20 protein-coding genes are annotated in these 22,405 nt (G+C 40.6%); 13 read left to right on the forward strand and 7 right to left on the reverse strand.

Annotated elements, in window-relative coordinates; translation table 11 throughout:
- Positions 1 to 147 precede the first annotated feature (147 nt).
- Positions 148 to 1,563: a branched-chain amino acid transporter BcaP gene (locus tag GFC30_RS06055; protein ID WP_066323353.1), complete on the forward strand. Its 1,416-nt coding sequence runs from the start codon at positions 148 to 150 to the stop codon at positions 1,561 to 1,563.
- A 29-nt stretch (positions 1,564 to 1,592) separates the two neighbouring features.
- Here the strand turns inward: GFC30_RS06055 and GFC30_RS06060 are convergent, their stop codons facing one another.
- Together GFC30_RS06060 and GFC30_RS06065 are read right to left on the reverse strand one after the other, a co-directional pair.
- Positions 1,593 to 3,134 carry a solute symporter family protein gene (locus tag GFC30_RS06060; RefSeq protein ID WP_066323354.1) on the reverse strand — a complete coding sequence of 514 codons (1,542 nt, stop codon included), beginning with the start codon at positions 3,132 to 3,134 and terminating at the stop codon, positions 1,593 to 1,595.
- On the reverse strand, positions 3,134 to 3,472 hold the full coding sequence (locus GFC30_RS06065) for a DUF485 domain-containing protein (RefSeq protein WP_066323355.1): 339 nt from the start codon (positions 3,470 to 3,472) through the stop codon (positions 3,134 to 3,136). Before GFC30_RS06065 ends, GFC30_RS06060 begins: the two co-directional genes overlap by 1 nt.
- Before the next feature lie 392 nt (positions 3,473 to 3,864).
- On the opposite strand from GFC30_RS06065, the gene GFC30_RS06070 reads away from it, so the two are divergent.
- Positions 3,865 to 5,280, forward strand: coding sequence for a branched-chain amino acid transporter BcaP (locus GFC30_RS06070; RefSeq protein WP_066323356.1), 1,416 nt, complete (start codon positions 3,865 to 3,867; stop codon positions 5,278 to 5,280).
- Positions 5,281 to 5,379: 99 nt separating this feature from the next.
- The gene (locus tag GFC30_RS06075; RefSeq protein ID WP_066323357.1) at positions 5,380 to 5,889 is read left to right on the forward strand and encodes a ferritin; all 510 of its coding nucleotides are present in this window, start codon (positions 5,380 to 5,382) and stop codon (positions 5,887 to 5,889) included.
- A 39-nt stretch (positions 5,890 to 5,928) separates the two neighbouring features.
- On the opposite strand, the gene GFC30_RS06080 is transcribed toward GFC30_RS06075, so the two are convergent.
- Complete coding sequence (locus GFC30_RS06080) at positions 5,929 to 6,129, reverse strand: alpha/beta-type small acid-soluble spore protein (protein WP_066323358.1); 201 nt, start codon at positions 6,127 to 6,129, stop codon at positions 5,929 to 5,931.
- A gap of 101 nt (positions 6,130 to 6,230) precedes the next feature.
- Positions 6,231 to 7,934: a methyl-accepting chemotaxis protein gene (locus GFC30_RS06085; protein ID WP_238583547.1), complete on the reverse strand. Its 1,704-nt coding sequence runs from the start codon at positions 7,932 to 7,934 to the stop codon at positions 6,231 to 6,233.
- Positions 7,935 to 8,198: 264 nt separating this feature from the next.
- On the opposite strand from GFC30_RS06085, the gene GFC30_RS06090 reads away from it, so the two are divergent.
- The 5 genes from GFC30_RS06090 (at position 8,199) to GFC30_RS06110 (ending at position 14,339) form a co-directional block, all read left to right on the forward strand.
- The gene (locus GFC30_RS06090) at positions 8,199 to 9,959 is read left to right on the forward strand and encodes a stalk domain-containing protein (RefSeq protein ID WP_066323359.1); all 1,761 of its coding nucleotides are present in this window, start codon (positions 8,199 to 8,201) and stop codon (positions 9,957 to 9,959) included.
- A gap of 21 nt (positions 9,960 to 9,980) precedes the next feature.
- The gene (locus GFC30_RS06095; RefSeq protein WP_066327175.1) at positions 9,981 to 10,841 is read left to right on the forward strand and encodes a phosphate ABC transporter substrate-binding protein; all 861 of its coding nucleotides are present in this window, start codon (positions 9,981 to 9,983) and stop codon (positions 10,839 to 10,841) included.
- 65 nt (positions 10,842 to 10,906) lie between these two features.
- Positions 10,907 to 11,836, forward strand: a complete 930-nt coding sequence (pstC, locus tag GFC30_RS06100; protein ID WP_066323360.1) for a phosphate ABC transporter permease subunit PstC — start codon at positions 10,907 to 10,909, stop codon at positions 11,834 to 11,836.
- Between the two features lie 2 nt (positions 11,837 to 11,838).
- Positions 11,839 to 12,747 (forward strand): phosphate ABC transporter permease PstA, encoded by a 909-nt coding sequence (pstA, locus tag GFC30_RS06105; protein WP_066323361.1) that lies wholly within the window; start codon positions 11,839 to 11,841, stop codon positions 12,745 to 12,747.
- A 308-nt stretch (positions 12,748 to 13,055) separates the two neighbouring features.
- Complete coding sequence (locus GFC30_RS06110) at positions 13,056 to 14,339, forward strand: IS110 family RNA-guided transposase (RefSeq protein ID WP_066322282.1); 1,284 nt, start codon at positions 13,056 to 13,058, stop codon at positions 14,337 to 14,339.
- Positions 14,340 to 14,780: 441 nt separating this feature from the next.
- Here GFC30_RS06110 and GFC30_RS06115 read toward each other — a convergent pair whose 3' ends face one another.
- The gene (locus tag GFC30_RS06115; protein WP_066323362.1) at positions 14,781 to 15,116 is read right to left on the reverse strand and encodes a hypothetical protein; all 336 of its coding nucleotides are present in this window, start codon (positions 15,114 to 15,116) and stop codon (positions 14,781 to 14,783) included.
- Positions 15,117 to 15,149: 33 nt separating this feature from the next.
- Between GFC30_RS06115 and GFC30_RS06120 the strand changes: the two genes are divergently transcribed.
- The 5 genes from GFC30_RS06120 to GFC30_RS06140 all read left to right on the forward strand — a co-directional run bounded on the left by GFC30_RS06120 (position 15,150) and on the right by GFC30_RS06140 (position 21,790).
- Positions 15,150 to 16,166, forward strand: a complete 1,017-nt coding sequence (locus tag GFC30_RS06120) for a LacI family DNA-binding transcriptional regulator (RefSeq protein ID WP_066323363.1) — start codon at positions 15,150 to 15,152, stop codon at positions 16,164 to 16,166.
- 127 nt (positions 16,167 to 16,293) lie between these two features.
- Positions 16,294 to 18,390: an amylo-alpha-1,6-glucosidase gene (locus GFC30_RS06125; RefSeq protein WP_066323364.1), complete on the forward strand. Its 2,097-nt coding sequence runs from the start codon at positions 16,294 to 16,296 to the stop codon at positions 18,388 to 18,390.
- Between the two features lie 65 nt (positions 18,391 to 18,455).
- Positions 18,456 to 19,721, forward strand: coding sequence for an ABC transporter substrate-binding protein (locus GFC30_RS06130; RefSeq protein ID WP_066323365.1), 1,266 nt, complete (start codon positions 18,456 to 18,458; stop codon positions 19,719 to 19,721).
- 339 nt (positions 19,722 to 20,060) lie between these two features.
- A complete protein-coding gene (locus tag GFC30_RS06135) occupies positions 20,061 to 20,948 on the forward strand; it encodes a carbohydrate ABC transporter permease (RefSeq protein WP_148660366.1) in 888 nt (295 codons plus the stop codon).
- A gap of 14 nt (positions 20,949 to 20,962) precedes the next feature.
- Positions 20,963 to 21,790: a carbohydrate ABC transporter permease gene (locus tag GFC30_RS06140; protein WP_066323366.1), complete on the forward strand. Its 828-nt coding sequence runs from the start codon at positions 20,963 to 20,965 to the stop codon at positions 21,788 to 21,790.
- Here the strand turns inward: GFC30_RS06140 and GFC30_RS17580 are convergent, their stop codons facing one another.
- Entirely contained in the window at positions 21,791 to 21,916 is a 126-nt protein-coding gene (locus GFC30_RS17580) for a hypothetical protein (RefSeq protein WP_274520106.1), read from the reverse strand.
- A 59-nt stretch (positions 21,917 to 21,975) separates the two neighbouring features.
- The gene (locus GFC30_RS06145) at positions 21,976 to 22,320 is read right to left on the reverse strand and encodes a DUF3905 domain-containing protein (protein ID WP_066323367.1); all 345 of its coding nucleotides are present in this window, start codon (positions 22,318 to 22,320) and stop codon (positions 21,976 to 21,978) included.
- Positions 22,321 to 22,405 lie beyond the last annotated feature (85 nt).

Consider the following 22,405-nt stretch of genomic DNA (forward strand, 5'->3'; position numbering starts at 1 on the left):
AAATAAATGCGTTATTTTTTTGTATTAGAAGAGAGAAAAAAACGTTGAATTTATCCGTTTTATGCGTTAAAGTATAAAACGGAAAAAGTATTTTTATCGCAAAAATTTTTGCAATTTTCAACAAGAAAAAGCGAGGAGAGACAGCACATGAATTTGTTTCGAAAAAAATCGGTGGAGGCCTTATTGCAAGAGGCAGGAAAGAAAGGGGCATCGCTTAAAAAAGAATTAGGTGCTTTTGATTTAACGATGCTCGGGATTGGCGCGATTATTGGGACAGGTATTTTCGTCTTAACAGGAGTGGCTGCTTCTGAACATGCTGGACCTGCACTTGTTCTTTCGTTTATTCTTTCTGGTCTCGCGTGCGTGTTCGCGGCGCTTTGTTATGCCGAGTTTGCGTCGACTGTTCCGGTATCTGGAAGTGCGTATACGTATAGCTACGCAACATTTGGTGAGTTAATTGCTTGGATTTTAGGGTGGGATTTAATTTTAGAGTATGGAGTTGCTTCGTCAGCGGTAGCGGCTGGGTGGTCTGGATATTTTCAAGGATTGTTAGCGGGATTTGGCATTGAACTTCCGAAAGCGTTAACGAGTGCTTACGATCCAGCGAAGGGAACGTATATTGATGTGCCAGCGATTTTCATTGTACTTGTGATTGCGCTTTTATTAACACGCGGCGTGAAAAAATCTGCTCGCTTCAACTCCATCATGGTTATTATTAAAGTGACAGTTGTATTGTTGTTCCTTGCCGTTGGCGTATGGTATGTGAAGCCAGCAAACTGGACGCCATTTATGCCGTTTGGCTTCTCAGGTGTCGCGACAGGGGCAGCGACGGTATTCTTTGCCTACATCGGCTTTGATGCGGTGTCTACGGCTGCGGAAGAAGTAAAAAATCCGCAGCGCAATATGCCGATAGGGATTATCGCATCTCTTTTAATTTGTACCGTATTGTATATTGCCGTTTCGCTTGTATTAACAGGTATTGTTCCATATGACCAATTGAACGTGAAAAACCCTGTAGCGTTTGCACTAAACTATATTCATCAAGATTGGGTAGCTGGGTTTATTTCGTTAGGAGCGATTGCTGGGATTACAACGGTATTGCTTGTGATGCTATACGGTCAAACTCGCCTATTTTATGCAATTAGCCGTGATGGGTTATTACCAAAAGTGTTTTCCCGCGTTAGCCCTGTGAAGCAAGTACCAGTCGTTAACACATGGTTAACATGCTTATTCGCTGCCTTCTTTGCCGGTGTCGTCCCATTGAATAAGCTTGCAGAACTGACGAATATCGGAACATTATTTGCGTTTATTACCGTATCGATTGGTGTGTTAATTTTACGCAAAACGCAGCCAGATTTAAAACGGGCGTTTAAAACGCCGCTCGTTCCAGTTGTTCCATTGTTGGCTGTCGCGTTTTGCGGCTATTTAGTGCTCCAGCTGCCAGCGATGACTTGGATTGGTTTCGTTTCATGGTTATTAGTTGGTCTTGTTATTTATTTTCTCTATGGACGCCGTCATAGTACGCTAAATGGACAAGCACATGCTAGCGAAAAGGTTAGCTAAAAACCTCGCCCAAGGGGCGAGGTTTTTTATTAGTTTGTTAATTCTTTAATACCTGTATTGGCTTTGACAAGAATCTCATCGAATTTTTTCTCATCTGCTTTTTTCGATGAGAGGAGTGTCCCGACAACAGCAGCGATGAAACCTAAAGGAATGGACACAATTCCTGGATTGGCAAGTTTGAAAATAGGCTCGCCGACGAGAATGGCAACTCCAGGCTGTGGTGCCCAAACGTTCGGGCTAAGCGCTACAAGTAAGAGCGAGCTAATCAAGCCGACAAGCATTCCGGTAATCGCTCCAGTAGTATTAAAGCGCTTCCAAAAGATCGTTAACAAAATGATTGGCAAGTTGGCGCTTGCTGCTACTGCAAATGCTAAGGCGACAAGGAAAGCAACGTTCATTTTTTGAGCGAATAACGCTAATAAAATCGACAATACCGCAACCCCGATTGATGCCCAGCGTGCAGCTAACATTTGTTCTCTTTCTGTCGCTTGCCCATGTCGAATAATGTGGCTATAGAAGTCATGAGCAAAAGCAGAAGCGGCAGATAATACAAGTCCAGCCACAACTGCTAAAATCGTGGCGAAAGCGACTGCAGAAACGAATGCAAATAAGAAATCGCCGCCTAATGCTTCCGCTAACAACGGTGCGGCCATGTTCCCTGCTGGATTTGCCGCAACGATTTTATCATAGCCAACAAATGCGGCTGCACCGAATCCTAAGAAAATCGTCATGACATAGAATAAACCGATAATCCATGTCGCATACACGACTGATTTGCGAGCGGTTGGTGCGTCTTTTACGGTAAAGAAACGAATTAAAATGTGTGGAAGTCCTGCTGTACCTAAGATGAGAGCTAAATTGAGCGAAATGGTGTCAAGTGGATTTTTAAATTTATTGCCTGGATTTAAAAATGCTTCTTTTAATGGTGTAGCCGTTTTTACTTCGTTAAACATTTTGACAATGCTAAAATCGAACTTGGCAAAGACGATGACAGAAATAACAAACGTTCCAGCCATCAATAAAACAGCTTTGACAATTTGTACCCAGCTTGTAGCTGTCATTCCCCCGAATACAACGTAAACGGTCATCAACGTACCAACGATTAAAACAGCGTAAATATAGTCAATGCCCAATAAAAGTTTAATAAGGGCGCCTGCTCCGACAAGTTGAGCAATCATGTAAAAAATGGAAATAGAAATCGTATTTAATGCAGCGACGCCACGAACCTTTTTATCATCGAATCTTGCTGCAATCATGTCTGCCATCGTATATTTTCCTAAGTTGCGAAGCGGCTCAGCCACGATATAAAGGACGACAAGATATGCGACAAGAAAGCCAATGCTGTAGAAAAATCCGTCAAACCCGACTAACGCAATCATCCCTGCAATCCCTAAAAAGGAGGCAGCGGACATGTAATCGCCAGCGATTGCTAATCCGTTTTGCCAACCGGTTAGCGCGCTGTCTGCTGTATAAAACTCGCTCGTTGTTTTTGTCCGTTTGGAAGCAAAATAGGTAATGACGAGTGTTAGTGCAACGATAATTAAGAATAGAGAAAATGCTAATCCATGCATTAGACATTGCCCCCTTTTACTTCCTGTTTAATTTTTTCAACCATTTCATCAAAACGTGCGGCACGTTTTGAATACAACATGCAAAGTGTCCACGTCATAATGAATTGGGCAAAAGCAAACACCCATGCCCAGCTGATTGAACCGAATGCGGGAGTGTTTAATACCGTTGAGTACGACGTTAAAACCGGTAGCGTAAAATAAAACGCTAAAAAAAACAGCGAAAAAGGTAAAATAAATCCGCGTTTTTCCCGCATCAACTGCTGGAAAGAAGCTGACTGGACTACTTGGCTGTAGTCAATGGTTTGTTGCTGTTGGGAAGAAAATTCTTTCACTGCCATAGGTTAACCCCCTCCTCAAAAATGCTTTTTATTTTTCGTGAGAAAAGCGAAATAAAGCGGCCCTCCTTTCGTTTAGATGTTCATGATTTTGTCACAAATTCATTATACATTTATCAGAAAAATTTGTAAATTGTGAATTTAAAAAAATCAATTATTATTCAGTTATACCTTTACTAGAAAAATAAATAGAGTTATTTCAGAATATATAAAAAAATATTTAAATTAAGAAAAATAAATAAAATCACAATGTTCATGAAATAAAATTATAAAAAAAGAAAAGTAATTTCTCTTTTTCTTTATTTTTCAACTTTACAAAAATTATCGAATAGTATACAATCTTAAACGTATAACTTCTGCAATATTCTACAGAAAACGACAAGGGGAGACAGCGGATGAATTTATTTAGAAAAAAGCCGATTGATGTCCTTCTGAAAGAAGCAGGGGGGAAAGGGGCATCGCTAAAAAAAGAACTAGGTGCGTTTGATTTAACGATGCTTGGGATTGGCGCAATTATCGGTACGGGAATTTTCGTACTTACTGGGGTAGCTGCTGCAGAACATGCTGGTCCAGCACTCGTTCTTTCATTTATTCTTTCTGGTCTCGCGTGCGTATTTGCGGCACTTTGCTATGCAGAGTTTGCTTCCACCGTTCCAGTATCGGGAAGTGCATATACGTATAGTTACGCAGCTTTCGGAGAACTTCTTGCTTGGATTTTAGGGTGGGATTTGATTTTAGAGTATGGAGTTTCTTCGTCAGCGGTTGCTGCAGGTTGGTCCGGTTATTTCCAAGGATTGTTAGCAGGATTTGGCATTGAACTTCCGAAAGCGCTAACAAGTGCATACGATCCAGCGAAAGGAACGATTATTGATTTACCGGCTATTATCGTTGTTTTATTCATTACATTCTTATTGACGCGCGGTGTGAAAAAATCGGCTCGTTTTAACTCTATTATCGTGGTGATTAAAGTAGCAGTTGTGTTATTGTTCCTTGCGGTTGGTGTGTGGTATGTGAAACCAGCAAACTGGACGCCATTTATGCCGTTTGGTTTCTCAGGTGTTGCGACAGGGGCGGCGACGGTATTCTTTGCATATATCGGCTTTGACGCGGTGTCTACTGCTGCCGAAGAGGTAAAAAATCCACAACGTAATATGCCAATCGGAATTATTGCATCCTTATTAGTTTGTACGATTTTGTATATTGCCGTTTCGCTTGTACTAACAGGAATTGTTCCGTATGACCAATTGAACGTGAAAAACCCTGTAGCATTTGCTTTAAACTACATTCATCAAGATTGGGTAGCTGGGTTTATTTCGTTAGGAGCGATTGCCGGGATTACAACGGTATTGCTTGTGATGATGTATGGTCAAACTCGTTTATTCTATGCAATCAGCCGTGATGGGTTATTGCCGAAAGTATTTTCGAGCGTTAGCCCAGTAAGACAAGTGCCATTTGTGAACACATGGTTAACCGGCTTATTAGTAGCGTTCTTTGCAGGGGTTGTACCGTTAAATAAATTGGCGGAGCTAACAAACATTGGAACGTTGTTTGCATTCATCGTTGTTTCTGTCGGTGTGCTTGTTTTGCGCAAAACACAGCCAGATTTGAAACGAGCGTTTAAAACACCGCTTGTTCCACTTGTTCCACTATTAGCAGTAGCGTTTTGCGGCTATTTAGTACTTCAGTTGCCAGCGATGACATGGATTGGCTTCGTCTCATGGCTATTGATTGGTCTTGTCATTTATTTTGTCTATGGTCGCCGTCATAGTACACTAAATGAACAAGCGAATGTAAATGAAAAAGTAAGCTAATGTCAAAAGGTCTTTGCCGGGAATCGGCGAAGGCCTTTTTGGCTAATTCGGATTTTTTTGGTATAATGGATATATGATGACGAAATAGAGGTGAAGATAGTGATTAGTAAAAAGTTGTTACAAGGGTTAAATGAACAGATGAATTTTGAATTTTTTTCTGCTCATGCATATATGGCGATGGCAGCGTACTGTTCCGCAGAAAGCCTAGATGGATTTGCCAACTTTTTTTTAGTGCAGGCGGAAGAAGAGCGATTTCATGCAATGAAGTTTTATAACTTTATTAATGCGTTAGGAGAGCGGGCGATTATTACTGGCTTTGAATCGCCGAATAACGATTTTACATCTGTGCTGGACTGCTTTGAAAAAGCGCTCGTGCAAGAAAAAGAAGTGACGAAACGAATTTACCGGTTGTCTGATATTGCGTGGGACGAGCGGGAGCATGCGACGATTAACTTTTTGAAATGGTTTATTGACGAGCAAGTAGAAGAGGAAGCGATGTTTGATAATATTATCCAAAAATTGCGTCGTATCCAAAATGACAATAACGCAATGTTTATGCTCGATAGCGAGTTTGCCAAACGGACATTTACCCCCCAGACACAGGCATAAGCAAAGGCTGTTCCATGATGGGACAGCCTCGTTGCCATGTTATTCAGTTGGTTTTGTACTAGCAAGCTGGCTTTGCGCTTGAGCGATTAACCGTTTGGTAATTTCGCCGCCGACGGAACCATTCGCGCGCGAGGCGGTGTCAGAACCTAGTTGAACCCCAAACTCTTGGGCGATTTCGTATTTTATTTGATCAAGGGCTTGTTCAATTCCCGGTACAAGCAATTTATTGTTTGTTGCCATATTATTCTCCTCCTGTTTTTTGATTGCCTTGCACTGTTAGTATGCTGCATGGGAGAGGATTTATAATGGCAATTACAGAGGATATGGCAAGTTTTTGGCATCTAAAGCACAAACCGTGTAACGGATTGTTTTAATTGATTGGCGGTGCCAGCTAGTTCGTGGGACGATGCAAGCAACTCTTGTATGGTAGCATTTTGTTCTTCAGTGGCGGCTGCGACTTGTTCAATATTGGTAGCTGTCATTTTAGACACACGAATAATACCTTCAGCCGAAACAGTCATTTCGGCCATTTTTTCGTTTGCGGCTAAAACTGCGCTCCGCACGGTTTCACACTCGGTTTTGACGTTCCAAATCGATTGAGCGATGTGGTGGAAAGTTTCCTCAAGCTGTTTCATCATTCCTCTGCCGTGTTTAACAGCTTCGTCGCTTTCATTCATCGCTTGAACGGCGCGCGTCGTTTCTTGTTGTGCCAAATGGAGAAGTTCGCGAATGTTGCCGGCAGCAACAGATGTTTGTTCTGCAAGCTTCCGCACTTCGGACGCGACGACGCCGAATCCTTTTCCTTGATCTCCTGCTCGAGCTGCTTCAATAGCGGCGTTTAAGGCGAGCAAATTCGTTTGTTCGGAAATAGCGGTAATGAGGCCAACAATTTGTTGGATTTCGTTCGATTGTTTGTCTAATATTTGAATAATGGTCGATAAATGGGTCACTTTTTCGTTGATTCGTTCCATTTGCTTTGTTGTTTCGTTGACAAACTTGGCGCCTTGAGCTACTTTTTGGCTCGTTTTGTTCGTGATATCCGTAGTTTTTTCCATTCGGGTCGTGACGGTTGTTAATTGAGCAGAAACAGATTGTACGGTTTCGTTTGTCTGTTCTGCCGCTGCCACTTGCTCATCAGCGCCGGTAGCTACTTGCAAAATTGCCTCGGTAATTTGTTCGTTCGTTTCGGTTGTTGATTCGGCGTTTATTTTTAGTTTTTCGGACATATCGTGGACGCATTCGGCTGATTGGCGAATTTGCTCAATCGATTGTTGTAAGTGGGTGGCAAGTTCGTTCATCGCGTTCATCATTTCTCCGATTTCGTCTTTTCTTGTAGTATCCATCTGAGTGACACGTAAGTTTCCCCGTGCTAGTTGCTTACATATACCAACCGCTTGAAATAGTGCTTTGCTAATTTTTCGACTGACGATGACGAGTAAAATAGCTGAAAGAATGATGGCAGAGATAACCGTCGTTATCATAATAAGCATTGTTTGCTTTATTTGAACGTTCATTTGAGTAATTAGTTTAGTTCGGTCTGTTGTAATCATCGCACGAAGTTGTTCTAGTTTCTCGATGCTGACATCACGAATAACTTCTGCTTTATTTTGGAAGCTAACGACTTGATAAATGTCCATTTGTTCGCCACGGTTGCGGTTTTCTAAAACAGCGGGTTGAATTGTTTTAGACAGGAGATTATTTAATTGATTATCCACGGCTAAGATGGCATTATACCTCGCTTTTTCTTCATTTGTAACCATATGTGGTCGTAATTTTTTCATGCTCTCTTTAAATTGTTTTGTTTGTTGATCATATTGTTGTAACATTTCAGGTCGAGGGTTTGTCATGTAATCGGTAATTAAAATATATTTTTGGCGAAAAGATGACGCAATTTCTGTAATTAAAATCGCTTGGTCGCTTTTTTCTTCCACTTGTTTAACGACGGTCGTCATATGATAGACGAGAAAGACCACAAAAATGAAAACGATCACAAACAGAAGTGTCGAAAAACTGAAAACGATTCCATATTTTTTGCCAATGGTCATAACGTCACTCCCCCTTCACTTTTTAGGTAAATTATAACACTGGTATCGAGAAGTGTGGAGAGTGATTTTAAAAAACATTTTACCCTTTTTATACAAATATTTAACAAAACAAACTAAATATTATTATTATTTTAACAATCGTTCGTTATAATGACTTACATCATAGGGTTCACCTTTATGGTAACCATGAAAGGGGTGGAAATCTAACTATTGAATTTGTGCGGTATGAAATCATTTTTATTTTTATCTTTCAGGAGGAGTGACATGAAGAAAGCGAAAAAAATACTTGTGAGTGCGCTAGTAGCATCCACCCTTATGAACACACCGACCATTTTCGAAACAGTAAAAAGTGAGAAAGTATTTGCTGCAGCGAAGTCTATGAAGAATACAACGTCTTATTCACTTTATGTGAATGGACGTGCAGCAACAATTGAAACGATTACAGTTCATGGTCATATTCTGGTGGATGCTCGAGAGTTAGCGCATCATTTTGCAGCTACATATGCGTATAATCAAAAACAACATGTACACAGCATAATGATAAAATCACCAAAAGTAGAAATTAAATTAAAGAAAAATAGTACATTAATGGTTGTTAATGGGGAGAAAAAGAAGCTATCGGTTGCCACTAAATGGGCTGCTAATAAATTATATGTTGATCCTGTACCGATCGTTCAAGCGCTCAATGGTCAATTATTAGTCGATCAACGAGGATTGGTTTTATCCACGACGGGATCAATAAAAAAGATTCAATCGGCATTAAATTTTGATGGAGTAACAAAATTAATTAACACGGTGACTTTTGGGAAAAAGACATTGTACTCTGTGAAAGATTTAGCTACTGCCTTTGGTGCTTCTGTTTCAGTTGATAAAAAAACGAGCGCAATTACAGTGAATAAAGAAACTAAAAAGGTGATTTTAGCTAATTTTAGTGACATTATAAATATCAACGGAAAAAAACTTAAGATGCCATCTTCAACTATTGTTATCCAAAATATCGCTTATACAGATCTTGATTCATTTGTTAGAGGGTTAGGTGGCGATACGGAAGGTACATTTATTGCAACAAAAGGATTTTTAAAAGGAACAAATACAAATCCACAGTGGGTTAATTCGTCTTTATTATTAGTTACTAATGAGGAAGATTCCACTTTAAAGCTTATTCATGTTCAATCCAGAAAAGTGGTGTCTTCTATTTCTCAACATGATGCAGTTGTTTCTCCTGATGGTCAATATATTGCATATGTAAGTGGAGACGGTTTATTGTACGTGATGAATTTAGCAAATGGACAAACAAAGCAAATTAGTAATGATGACGATGTCAAGGTTGAGTTGACTTGGTCTAAAGATTCCAAACGACTGTATTTTATTCATGGAAGCAATAATGAAGCGATTTCTATGGTGTCTATTGATACAGGAACCATTACAAAAATTGTCGATGACAAAATTAAATACAAATCAGATCTGCATCTTTCTCCAGATGAAACGAAAATAGTATATACAGTCGCAAAGGAAGCAAAAACAAACTATACAGATGACCAAAAGACAGATGTGGATTCTATTGACACAGCGGGAGCTGATCCGCAACTGTTCATGGTAGATCTAACATCGGATAATAAACAGCCAATACAATTGACGAATTCAGCAGAAAATAAAATCAACTGCAACTTTGTTTCGAATAATCAGATTATTTATTTGAGCGCATCTAGTGAATCAGAGAGTTTACCTTCCTTGAAAATGATTGTAGGTAATAAGGAGGAAACATTATTATCCAATAAAAACATCCTAGATGTTACAGTAGCAAATGGCATTATTTACATCGTGACTGAAGCAAATGGTATTTATACAGTTCAAACATTACATCCAGAAACAAAAAGTTTAAACAATCTTGTTCGTACGAAAGAAGAAATTAAATCTTTAGCTGTATCTCCATACAACAATCAAATAGCTGTTACAATTTCTACACAATCTGGTGAAAAAGTAGCTATTTTAGAAAAAGGCCAGTTAGTAGATGTGACAAAATAAACTAGGAGGAGTATAGATATGATGAAACTAAAAACGTTATTCAAAAGTATGACCGCTGTCGCTTTATCTTCTGCATTGTTAATTGGTTCTGCTTTTACAGCAAATCACCAAGCAGATGCAGCACAAGTTTCAGGAAAAATTGTCATTGCTGGCTCTACCGCGCTTTTGCCATTAACACAACAAGCAGCAAAAGAGTTCAAAAAAATGAACCCTAAAGTATCAATTGTTGTTTCTGGTTCTTCTTCTATTGCAGGTCCACAATCCGTCTCTAAAGGTGTGGCAACAATTGGTGCTTGTGACTGGGATGCTACTCGTGCAATGGGTGGGTTCAAAGCATACAGTGGATTAAAAGCGTACAAAATTGCGAAAATTCCTTTCGCTGTTATTGTTAACAAAGAAAATCCTGTAAAAAATTTGTCGGTAAAACAAATTCAAGATATTTATGCTGGGAAAATTACTAACTGGAAGCAAATTGGTGGAAAAGATGAAGAAATCGTTGTTGTTAATCGTGCTAAAGGTTCAGGTACTCGCGTGAATTTCGAAGCAAAAATCCTCAACGGTGTAAGTATCAAAACATCTGGAGATAATTATAAAGAAGTACAAAAATCTGGTGAAATGGTAAATGCGGTAACATCTAATCCGAATGCTATTGGTTTTGTTGATTTAGCGTACGTAAAAGGCGGGATTAAAGCGGTCGATATTAACGGGGTAAAGGCTACAACAGCTAATGCTGCTAGCGGAAAATACATTTTCTATGGTTACGGCTATCTTTTAACAAAAGGAGACGCGGAAGGCGCAAGTAAAGCATTTATTGATTATATGCTAAGCAAAAAGTTTCAAAATGGTTCATTGAAAAAATTAAAATTCATTCCAGTTCAATAATATCATACACTTTCACCAGCCTCTTTAAGTCATGAGAGGCTGGTGTTTTTAGGGGGATATACATGATGGGAAAATTATTAAATAGTTTGTCCTACCAGCAAAAACAACTAACAATAAACTCCATGACGTATTGGAAAAAGAAATATGCCAGCAATCATTTATTCCGGTATCTGTGTTTATTTAGTGCACTCTTTTTAGGAGTTACTTTATTGTGTATTGTTTTATTTATTAGTAAAACTGGCTTCCTTGTATTTAAAGAAGTTTCCTTTAAAGAATTTTTTTTCTCCACTAAATGGAAACCGGAAGAAGGAAAGTACGGCGCTGCTATATTTATCGTTGGAACCTTATATTTAACTTTTGTAACATTAGCAATTGCAGCACCTGTCGCTTTATTTGTTGCTGTTTATATTGCGGAAATTGCTCCGAAACAGGTAAAAAATATAATGCGTTCCCTTTTGGATTTGCTCGTTGGAATCCCTTCTATTGTATATGGTTATTTAGGTGCTACCATTCTAATTCCTTTTATTCGTAAAGTGACAGGGGCTCCAGTTGGGGATGGGATTTTAGCGGCAGCTATTGTATTAGCAATTATGATTTTACCGACCATTGCACGAATCGCTGATGATGCCATTTGCGCAATTCCAAAAGAATTACGCGAGGCAAGCTATGCTCTAGGAAGCACCACATTTCAGATGATTACAAAAGTTGTACTCCCTGCTGCTAAATCAGGAATTTTAACGGGTATAATTCTTGGAATGACTCGTGCAATTGGAGAAACAATGGCAGTTGTTATGGTAATTGGAAACGTAGCACAATTTGGGCTTAACTTAATCACACCTACAAGTGTATTAACAAGCAATATTGTGATGCAAATTCTTAACGTTGATTTTGATTCCACTTGGAATTATGCGTTATATATGATGGCATTTCTCTTGTTACTCATTTCTATGGTATTTATTGTCATTATTCGTAAACTGCGTCCTAAAGGAGTATAGTCATGATGAAATCTATTTTTCATACTCATAAAAAAAGTGTTTCAGGTGCGGTTCAAGTAGATAAAATCATGCTTTGGGTTGCTACGATAATCACATTGACTGTATTTATTCTTATTTTTTCATTGCTTTATGTCATTTTAAGTAAGGGGCTTCCGAAAATGACGCTGCACTTTCTTTTTGGATTGCCGGAGGAAATTGATGCAGGCGGTGGAATAGGTCCTTTCTTATTTAATTCGTTTTATATATTAGCGTTATCGTTACTGATCTCTTTGCCAATCGGTATCGGTGCAGGCATTTTTTTAGCAGAATATGCGCCAAACAATAAATTTACAGAATTTGTACGTGCTTCAGTGGAAAGTTTATCGTCTGTCCCATCTATTGTATTCGGACTATTTGGTTATGTAGTATTTGTTGAGCATTTTGAGATAGGATTTACGATTATTGGTGCTGCTAGTACGTTAGCATTATTAAACCTCCCGATTTTAACTCGTATAACAGAGGAGGCGATAGCAGCTGTTCCTACAGAAGTTAGAGAAGCATCACTAGCTTTAGGAGCAACCAAGGCACAGACGATTCTCAAAGTAGTCCTTCCCGCAGCTATCGAAGGAATTTTAACTGGCATTAGCCTGGTAGCTTGTAGAGCATTTGGGGAATCGGCAATTATACTATTAGTAGGGGGAACATCAACCTCCGGAGTGATGTGGGATGCTCATCCATTATCAGAAGGAGGAACATTGCCAGTTCATTTGTGGTATGTCCAATCAGAGGCACTAGTAGCTGACGCTCAAGAAATTGCCCAAAAGGCATCGGCGCTTCTCGTTTTTATTGTCTTGTTCATTAGTTTTTCTGTGCGGTTTCCTTTATGGATAAAGCAGCAAATAACTACCAGCAAAAAGCATAATGTACAATGAACAGGAATGTAAATGTGACCATAGAAATAGATTAGGAAATAAGACAGCGGAAAAGGATAACTTATGACTGATAAAAAAGCAGGATTGCTCTTTTTTCGACGATCGGAAACAAGGCAAAGACTTGCTTTCGTGTGGCAGAGAACCGAATAGTTGAAAACTTCATTTTAGGTGGGCTGTTGCCCACTTTTTTGTAAGGTAAGAAAGCATTCCTGTTAGAAAGGTTTTGGGGGACTTGAAAGAAAAAAGCCCTCTTGGTATGATGCAGGGGTACCAACAAACACCTATCATCCAACCAAGGAGGACTTACTATGAATTGTACACAAAATCGCAAAATTGAACAAGTCACCGATCAAACATTAGTGATTGGAATGGATATTGCCAAGCAAAAACATTACGCAGCGATCGTGGACGCACGAGGTCGGGTACTGAAAAAGTCGTTTCCGGTGTTCCAGTCGAGATTCGGATTTGAACAGTTCTATGCGTTGATCCAAGAGGCGATGAGGGAGTTTGGCAAAACGGAAGTGATCGTCGGAATCGAACCGACCGGACATTACTGGTTGAACCTCGCCTACTTCCTCGAGGAAAAAGGGATCCCGTTGGTGATGGTTAACCCGATGCACGTCAAACGGTCGAAAGAACTCGACGACAACTTGCCAACGAAGCATGATGCCAAAGACGCCCTAGTCATCGCAAGACTGGTCAAAGACGGACGTTTTAGCTATCCACGTATTCTCCATGAGGTGGAGGCGGAATTGCGGGCAGGAAGTACGTTTCGAGAGTCATTAATCAAGGAACGGAATGCCGTCCACAATCAAATGATTCGTTGGCTGGATCGGTACTTCCCTGAGTTTGTGCAGGTGTTTCCGTCGTTTGGCAAAATGGCATTGGTGGTGTTAGAAAAAACGCCATTTCCGATGGACATCGCAAGTCAGACGATAGAGGGGCTCATGGAGCGTTATCGGCAAAGCGAGGCGCTAAAATGCCCACAGAAACCGAAAGTGCAAAAGCTGTTAGAGATGGCTCGCCATTCGATTGGCATCACGGAAGGACAACAGATGGCCCGTATCGAAATCGCCACGTTGGTCCGCCGATATCGCCAATTGGAACAAGAGATCGCAGCGTTGACGGAAGAGTTAACTGCCCTTGCACAAACGACGGTCGAATATGAATGGCTCCAAACGATTCCGGGGCTAGGAGAGGCGACGATCATTGAACTGTTGTCGGAAATCGGGAGTTTTCATCAGTACCAAGATCCGCGGCAATTGATCAAATTAGCGGGCTTGACGTTGAAAGAACACTCGTCTGGACAACACAAGGGGCAAAAACGAATCTCGAAGCGAGGACGAAGACGGCTACGCGCCCTTCTCTTTCGGGTGATGATACCACTCATCCGCCATAACAAGGCGTTCCGAACGTTGCACGAGTACTATACGACACGTCCCGTCAATCCGTTGCGTAAGAAGCAATCCATTGTGGTGTTATGTGGCAAGCTATTGAAGATTCTATACGCGGTTTGTGTGAAACAACAAGCATTTGATGAGGAACGAATGATGCAAGATATCTTCTCCTCCACTCAAGCACAGGCAGCCTAGAGCCGCCTCCTTTGACAAGAAAAACTGTCTAAACAACCAGATGACACGGAGAAGCTGGCACGATTTTATACATTCGACCTCGAGTCCCTAAGAAAGCTTAGCCGGCCTCTGCCTGGTGAAGAGACCGAACGAAGGAATGTAGGCACAAGGATGCCCAGAGACATGGGAGGGTTCGTCCTCATCAGCTATGCAGAGATCCAAGGTGCATCACATACACATCCATCCACTGCAGAAAAAAATACCCAGCAGTGACCGCGAAGCGCACCATGGATTGTTAGATATCAACAAAAATGAAAAAGTATGTAATGAGTTTTGTCGAAAAATATTTTTTTGGCACCCCTAAGATGCCAAGAAACCTTGATATATCAACATTTCTAGAGGGAGTATAAAATTTTGCGACCAAGCGAAAAGCCCGTGTGCGTCCATATGATTCTTTGTTTTTTAGGGGAATATTGGGTAATCAACACTCGTGTTTTGCGATTGGATAGAGAGCTTTCTAGCTCCAAGCGCCATCGGTGTGATGCGCTCCGCCCCTTCTTGCGGCGGCGACACACTGAGTTCGCTTCTTTGACATATCCCACGCAAGCCCAAGCTTTGCTTGGGCGGATCCTCTTCGATGGGGCTTGTGCGCTCTTCACGGATAGGCGGGAGCTTTGCGTTTTTCTTACTGATTAACTTAAAAAATGCTTTTTTTTGTGTATCTCTATGCACTGATTTGAAATTTGTCACAATTTTTTTGTTGCAATCGGTTTCAACTTGTTTTAAAATCCAAATCAAAGAGTTATCCGAAACGTTTTGGAGGAAAGAGAAGTGACAACGATTAAAGATATCGCCAAAGCAGCTGGTGTTTCCATTACGACTGTTTCTCGAGCGTTAAACGGTTACTCGGACGTAAACGAAAAGACAAGGCAAAAAATTATTGAGATTGCCAAACAGTTAAATTATAGTCCGAATACGTTAGCACGTAGTCTTGTAATGAATAAATCGAAAACGATCGGCTTACTTGTTTCAGGGTTGACAAGAGAAAGTACGAAAGATAACTTTACGTTTGAAGTGCTTGCTGGCGTGAATCAATATGTCAGTGAAGTAGATTACGATATGGTACTATTTAGTACCACTTCAACGAAACAGCGAGAAAAGACGTACACACAGCTTTGCCGTGAACGGCGTGTAGATGGCGCTATTTTACAAGGAATTCGCGTCGATGACCCTTATTTGCAGGAAGTAGTGGAAAGCGATATTCCGTGCGTATTGATCGATATTCCAATTGAATCAGAAACGGTCGGATATGTGACAACAGATAATGTATTGGGGGCAAAAAAAGCAGTACAACATCTCATTTCGCTCGGTCACCGACAGATTGCAATGATGAACGGCTACGAGTTTGCATTCGTCAGTGAACAACGTTTGAAAGGGTTTAAAGAAGGATTATTGGAAGCAGGCTTGCCTGTTCCTGAACATTTGATAGCTAATGGTGCGTTTAAAGAAGAGCGGGCTGAGGAAGAAGCACTGAGGTTATTAACGAAACACCCAGAAATTACGGCGTTTTTTTGTGCAAGCGACTTAATGGCGCTTGGAGTAATGAAGGCAGCAAAAGCGTTAGGGAAACGAATTCCAGAAGAACTAGCGATCATCGGTTATGATGACATTATTTTAGCATCGTACACTAATCCACCTTTATCCACAATTGCTCAAAATAAGTTCGCAATGGGATACGAAGCGGCTAAACTATTGATTGACATGTTGGAAGGAAAGGAACGGTCGCGTGTGCGAGTGCTTGAAACAGAGTTGCAAATACGTGAATCCACCGTGAAAAACTACACATAGTAGTTTTTCTACCTTCGGGATTCAAAACGTTTTGGAACGATTTATTTTTTATACAAAATCCGAAACGTTTTGGTTTTTATATCAATGGCATCCGAGACGTTTTGGGATATACAGGAGGCATCTTTGAATGGAGTACCGAGTTATTAAAGAGAACGATTTATTTTTGCTGACAGATGAGAAAGGGGATATTCCAGAAAACCATCCGTATGGACTAGGATTATATACAAAAGATACTCGTTTTTTAAGTAAGTTACATTTGCGTATTAATGGACAAGAGCCTGTTCTATTATCTTCCGATGCGGGGGAAAATTATGTTGCAACGATTTTATTGACAAACCCTCACATGGAAAAAGACGGGGAAATTTTATTGTGGCGGGAATCGGTTGAAATCGAAAGAAAGCGTTTTATATACGAAGGTGTGCTTTATGAAAGAATTAACTTGAAAAATTACTATCCAAAGCCGATACAATTTGAACTAAGTGTACAAGTCGATGTTGATTTTGCGGATATGTTTATTGTTCGTGGCTTTCAAACGGGGAAAATTGGCAAGCGTACTGGCCAAACTGTTGGAAGCCGTTCACTCACTTTTCATTATGAAGGATCTGATCAACAGAAGCGCGCAACAATGATCACGTGGGATCGAAAAGAGAAAGCAGTGGAGGAACATGGGGAAATTATTTTTGATTTTACGTTGAACCATGCGGAAGAACAGGCTGTGACATTGATTATTGAGCCGAAAATTGGTGAAGAAAATCCGAGAAATATTGTTTCTCCGACAGAAGCGCTTTCTCGCTTAAAATCATCTTATCGTCAATGGGAGAACGACATTACGAAAGTGATAACGGATTACGAGCCACTTGTCCGCTTAGTCAGCCGTGGAATTGGCGATTTGCGAGTATTGCTAACAGATTTAGGGTATGGTCCATTTCCTGTTGCAGGATTACCATGGTTTGGGGTGCCATTTGGCCGAGATAGTTTAATTGCGGCATTGCAAATGCTTCCTTTTCAACCGGAAATCGCAAAAGGGACACTCCTTACAATGGCGAAATATCAAGGAACAAAACTTGATCCTTGGCGAGACGAACAGCCTGGAAAAGTGATGCACGAAATACGTTTTGGTGAATTAGCAACTACAAATCAAATCCCATTTACGCCATATTACGGGACGATTGATGCCACCCCGTTGTTTCTTGTCCTGTTGACAGAGTATGTGAAATGGACAGGTGATTTCGAGCTTGTTCGCCAACTAAAAAACAATATTGATGATGCACTCATGTGGATTGATCAATACGGGGATCGCGATGGCGATTTATTTGTTGAATATCACCAAGAATCAGCGAAGGGGATTGCTAATCAAGGATGGAAAGATTCTGGTGATTCCATCGTTCACCGTAACGGTGAATATGCTGAGTCTCCGATTGCCCTTGTGGAAGTGCAAGGCTATGTGTATCAAGCAAAAATGGGATTGGCGGATATTTTTGAACAGCTCAATGAGCATGATCAAGCGGAAAAGCTTCGCCAGCAGGCGGAAGAGTTAAGAGTGAAATTTGAGAAACAGTTTTGGATGGAGGATGTGCAATTTTATGCGATTGCATTAGATGGAAACAAACAGCAAGTGGGGACGATTACGTCTAACCCAGGGCATGTGCTGTTTGCCGAAATGCTTGATTCAGAACGAGTGGAGAAGACGATTCGTACGCTGTTGTCCCCAAAAATGTTTTCTGGTTACGGGATTCGTACAATGGGAGAAGGGGAAGCAGGATACAATCCAATGAGTTACCATGACGGTAGCGTCTGGCCGCACGATAATAGCATTATTTTGCTTGGATTGAGCAAATTAGGAAAACAGGAAGAAGCCAACATAGTCATGGAGGGTCTTATTGAAGCAGCTTCTCATTTTGAATACGACCGTCTGCCAGAATTATTTTGCGGATACAGCAAACAATTCGGCAAGCCTGTGAAATATCCAGTTGCTTGCTCTCCTCAAGCGTGGGCGGCAGGGACTCCTCTTGTTTTTGTTCAATCGTTACTTGGGTTGTTCCCTAATAGCCTAAAAAAGGAAATTCGTTTGTCGCCAACATTGCTTGAGCCGATGAATGTCTTAAAAGTAGAAAATATCATGATTGGAAATGGCCGATTATCGGTTACCATTACACGTCAAAATGGCAACATCCATGTGCATATTGATCAAAACACAACTGGTTATGAGGTAAAACTTGTTTAATAACAAGGAAGATTTTCTCTTCCTTGTTATATATAAATTATTCCATATAAAGGGGAGATAGCAAAATGAAAAAATGGTTGGCTATTAGTATGTCGACTATGTTATTTGGAAGCGCTTTAGCAGGTTGCAGCAGCGGAGGTGAAAAAACGACAGAAAAAGAAACAGGAGGGAAAAAAGAAGAAAAAGTAGAAGTGACGCTTGCTGGTTGGGGAGGAAATCCGACAGAACAAAAGCTATTGCAACAAACATTAGATGAGTTTCAAAACAAATACCCGAACATTAAAGTAAAATATGAAGTCATTTCTGACCAATATATGGATGTCATTAAAACACGGCTAGTTGGTGGGGAAGGACCAGATGTATTTTATCTCGATGCGTTTGAAGCGCCGGCATTAATTAAAACAGGAGCGCTTGAGCCGCTAGACAAATATGTTACAGATGATTTTGATATCAATGATTTTGAAAAACCACTGCTTGATGCGTTTAAAGGAGAAGATGGAAAAATTTACGGATTCCCGAAAGACTATTCGACACTCGCGCTTTTCTATAATAAAAAAATGTTTCAAGAAGCAGGGGTAGAAGTACCGAAAACATGGGATGAATTACGGGAAGTAGCGAAAAAACTAACGAAAGGCACACAAGTATATGGCTTCGGGGTGGCGCCAGAATTAGCGCGCTTATACTACATTGCGGAATCAAAAGGTGGGAAAGTAGTTACAGATAACAAAGCAAGTTTTGCTGATCCGAAAGTAGTCGAAGCGCTTCAACCGATCGTTGATATGCATTTGAAAGATAAATCAGCTGCTCAGCCGAGCGAAGTTGGTGCAAACTGGGGCGGTGAAATGTTCGGGCAAGGAAAAGCGGCCATGGTCATTGAAGGGAACTGGGCAATCCCGTTCTTAAAAGATACGTTCCCGAATTTAGAATACGGAACAGCAGAAATCCCAACAATCAATGGAAAAAAAGCAACGATGGCATATACTGTTGCATATGTGATGAACAAAAATTCACAGAAGAAGGAAGCTGCTTGGAAATTGCTCTCGTTCTTAACTGGAAAAGAGGGAATGAAGATTTGGACGAGCAAAGGATTGGCGTTACCGACGCGCAAATCGGTAGCAGCTGAGTTAGGATTTGATAAAGATCCGTTGCGCGGTCCGATTGTTGCTGGTGCTTCTTATGCAACGGTATGGCAAAACGGGACGAACTTGCCAATTATTACAAATAACTTTAACAACCAATTTGTCAGCGCCTTTTTAGGACAGCGTCCACTAGCAGATGCATTGAAAGAAGCACAAGAAACAGCGAACAAAGAAATTGAAGGGAATAAATAATGACAGCGCTGATAGAAGAATTCTCCTTCTATCAGCTTTAGCATTAAGCGGTTCCCTCCTTTCTATATAAATGAACATTGGAGGGTTAACATTTTGCGACTGTCGGGAGACCGAACAACACCGCTGGGGCTGACCCAAAACGCGAATGCGTTTTGGTCAGCCTCAGGCGGCTCGTTGTTCGGTTCTCTGTCACGCGAACGCGTGACAGAGGCAGGACTTTGGCTCACCTCCGACAGTCGAAAAAATAAGTGAAACTCCTCAGTTGCATGTATATAGTAAATAGGATGCTAGGAAGAGGGGAAAAGCTTAATGGAATCCCTTATGAGGAGAGGAATGAGGATGAAGAAAAAAGCTTGGCGCGAAGCAGGAACTGGATATTTACTGTTGGCTCCGACGTTATTTGTACTGCTTTTGTTTATTATTGGTCCGATTGTGTTTGCCGTTTTTTTAGCGTTTCATAAAGTGCAATTGCTTGGAACGTCTACATTTGAATTTGTTGGGTTTGATAATTTCAAACGAATGGCAGGGGATTTGCGAGCAAAAATTGCTTTATGGAATACGGTGAAATACGTCGTCATCGTCGTTCCTTGTCAGACGATGCTCGCGCTTGTGTTAGCGGCGACGCTAAATGCGGGATTGAAAGGACAAAAATTTTTCCGTATCGTCTACTTTTTGCCAACGCTTACGTCTTCAGCGGTACTAACATTGATTTTTATGTGGATGTATAACCAAAATGGATTAATAAACCATTTATTCCATGCTATTGGGTTGCCAACGTATAATTGGCTCGGTGACCCAAAAGTAGCATTGAACGCGATTATGATGATGAATATTTGGTCAACCGCTCCATTTTTCATGGTCATTTATTTAGCGGCATTACAAGATATTCCTGATTCGCTTTATGAAGCCGCTGAATTGGATGGGGCAAGTGCCATCCAAAAATTTTGGTATGTCACGGTTCCTTATTTACGACCAGTTACATCATTTGTTGTCATTATGGGATTGATTGGGACGTTCCAACTATTTGACCAGTCCTACATTTTTTCCGCTGGTTCTGGGGGTCCAAACAATTCAACATTAACCGTCGTATTGCTCATTTATCAGTATGCGTTTAAAACGTTAGGAACGATGGGATATGCAGCTGCATTAGCTTTTGTATTAGCAATTATTATTTTAATCGCGACATTAGTGCAACGGAGATTTTCGAAAGAAGAGTCTCTTTATTAAGGAGATGAAGATCGATGAAGAAAAAACTAGGCATTGGCAAGGCGTTTTTGTATACTATTCTCGTTCTTTATGCTATCGTGACGATGATTCCATTTTTATGGGCATTGTCTTCTTCTTTTAAAACGCTTGAAGAAATTGTAAGTGGCACCATTTCGTTTATTCCAAAGCATTTTACGCTTGATAACTATAAACAAATTTTTATAGAACAACAAATGTTTCCGCGTTGGTTGTTCAATAGTGTCATTATCGCAGTAACGGTAACGTTGCTTAACTTATTGTTTAATTCGATGGCTGGATATGCGCTTGCACGCTTGCAGTTTCCAGGGAAAAAATCGATATTTATTATTATCTTGGCTGTGCTCATGATTCCAGCACAAGTGACGATGATCCCAAACTATTTAATTTTAAAACAGCTCGGCTGGCTTAACTCCTATCAAGGAATGATTGTGCCGACAATGATTAATGCAACGTTTATTTTTATGATGCGTCAATTTTTCATTAATTTTCCAAAAGAATTAGAAGAGGCAGCTGCCTTGGATGGATTGAGTCGAATTGGAACATTTTTTCGAATTGTATTACCGCTTGCTCGTCCCGCATTAGCAGCACAAGCGATTTTTGTTTTCATGGGGTCATGGAATGATTTTATGCGACCGCTGATCGTTCTTTCCGATCCAGAACTGTTTACATTACCGCTTGGGTTGAACAGTTTTAAAGGGCAATATATTAGCTACTGGAACTATATTATGGCGGCATCAATGGTGTTTACATTACCAGTGCTTGTCATTTACATCTTCTTCAATCGCTATTTCATCAAAGGAATTTCATTTACAGGGGGAAAATAGTTAAAATCCCCCTGTTCGTTTTATTTCTTGCCATTCGCTCCATTCTCCAATAAATAAAATGATATACCCAATGACAATAATTCCAATTCCAACTACTTTTATTGCTTCAATCCATTCGTTATTCACTACGGGCACCACAACCAAAAGATTCTCTCCGTCAACATATGATGGATGGCGTGTCTTTGTTAATCTTGCCCGTAGCCTACATCTTTGTCCGGATGCATAAATGGCGCGGCTTGCGGTCGTTTTTTCGCTTCTAATAGTTCGCGGTTTTCTGCTGTATTCCACCCGATATCGTTTGTTGGATGTACCCATTCTTTCCCGGCCATCACACTTGGGTCAGTGTTTTCGCTCCATTGATTGAGCGGGGAGTTTGGTGAATGGTATTTGCTGTCGCCAATGACGACACCATGTTTGTTCACAAATGGTGGTTGCATGTGCATCCCTGTTCCTTTAAATGAAGGCGCATGGATTTGGTGTGGCTGTGTTTCGTCGAAAATCGGCGATTCTATGTGTTGCTCTTTTTTCATCTGTATCACCTCAACGGTAGTTTGAGCAAAAAAATTGATGAATAAACCGCCTATTTTTTCGGAAAATAAGAAAAACGATTGGGGG

Source organism: Anoxybacillus amylolyticus, from assembly GCF_001634285.1.
GTDB lineage: Bacteria > Bacillota > Bacilli > Bacillales > Anoxybacillaceae > Anoxybacteroides > Anoxybacteroides amylolyticum.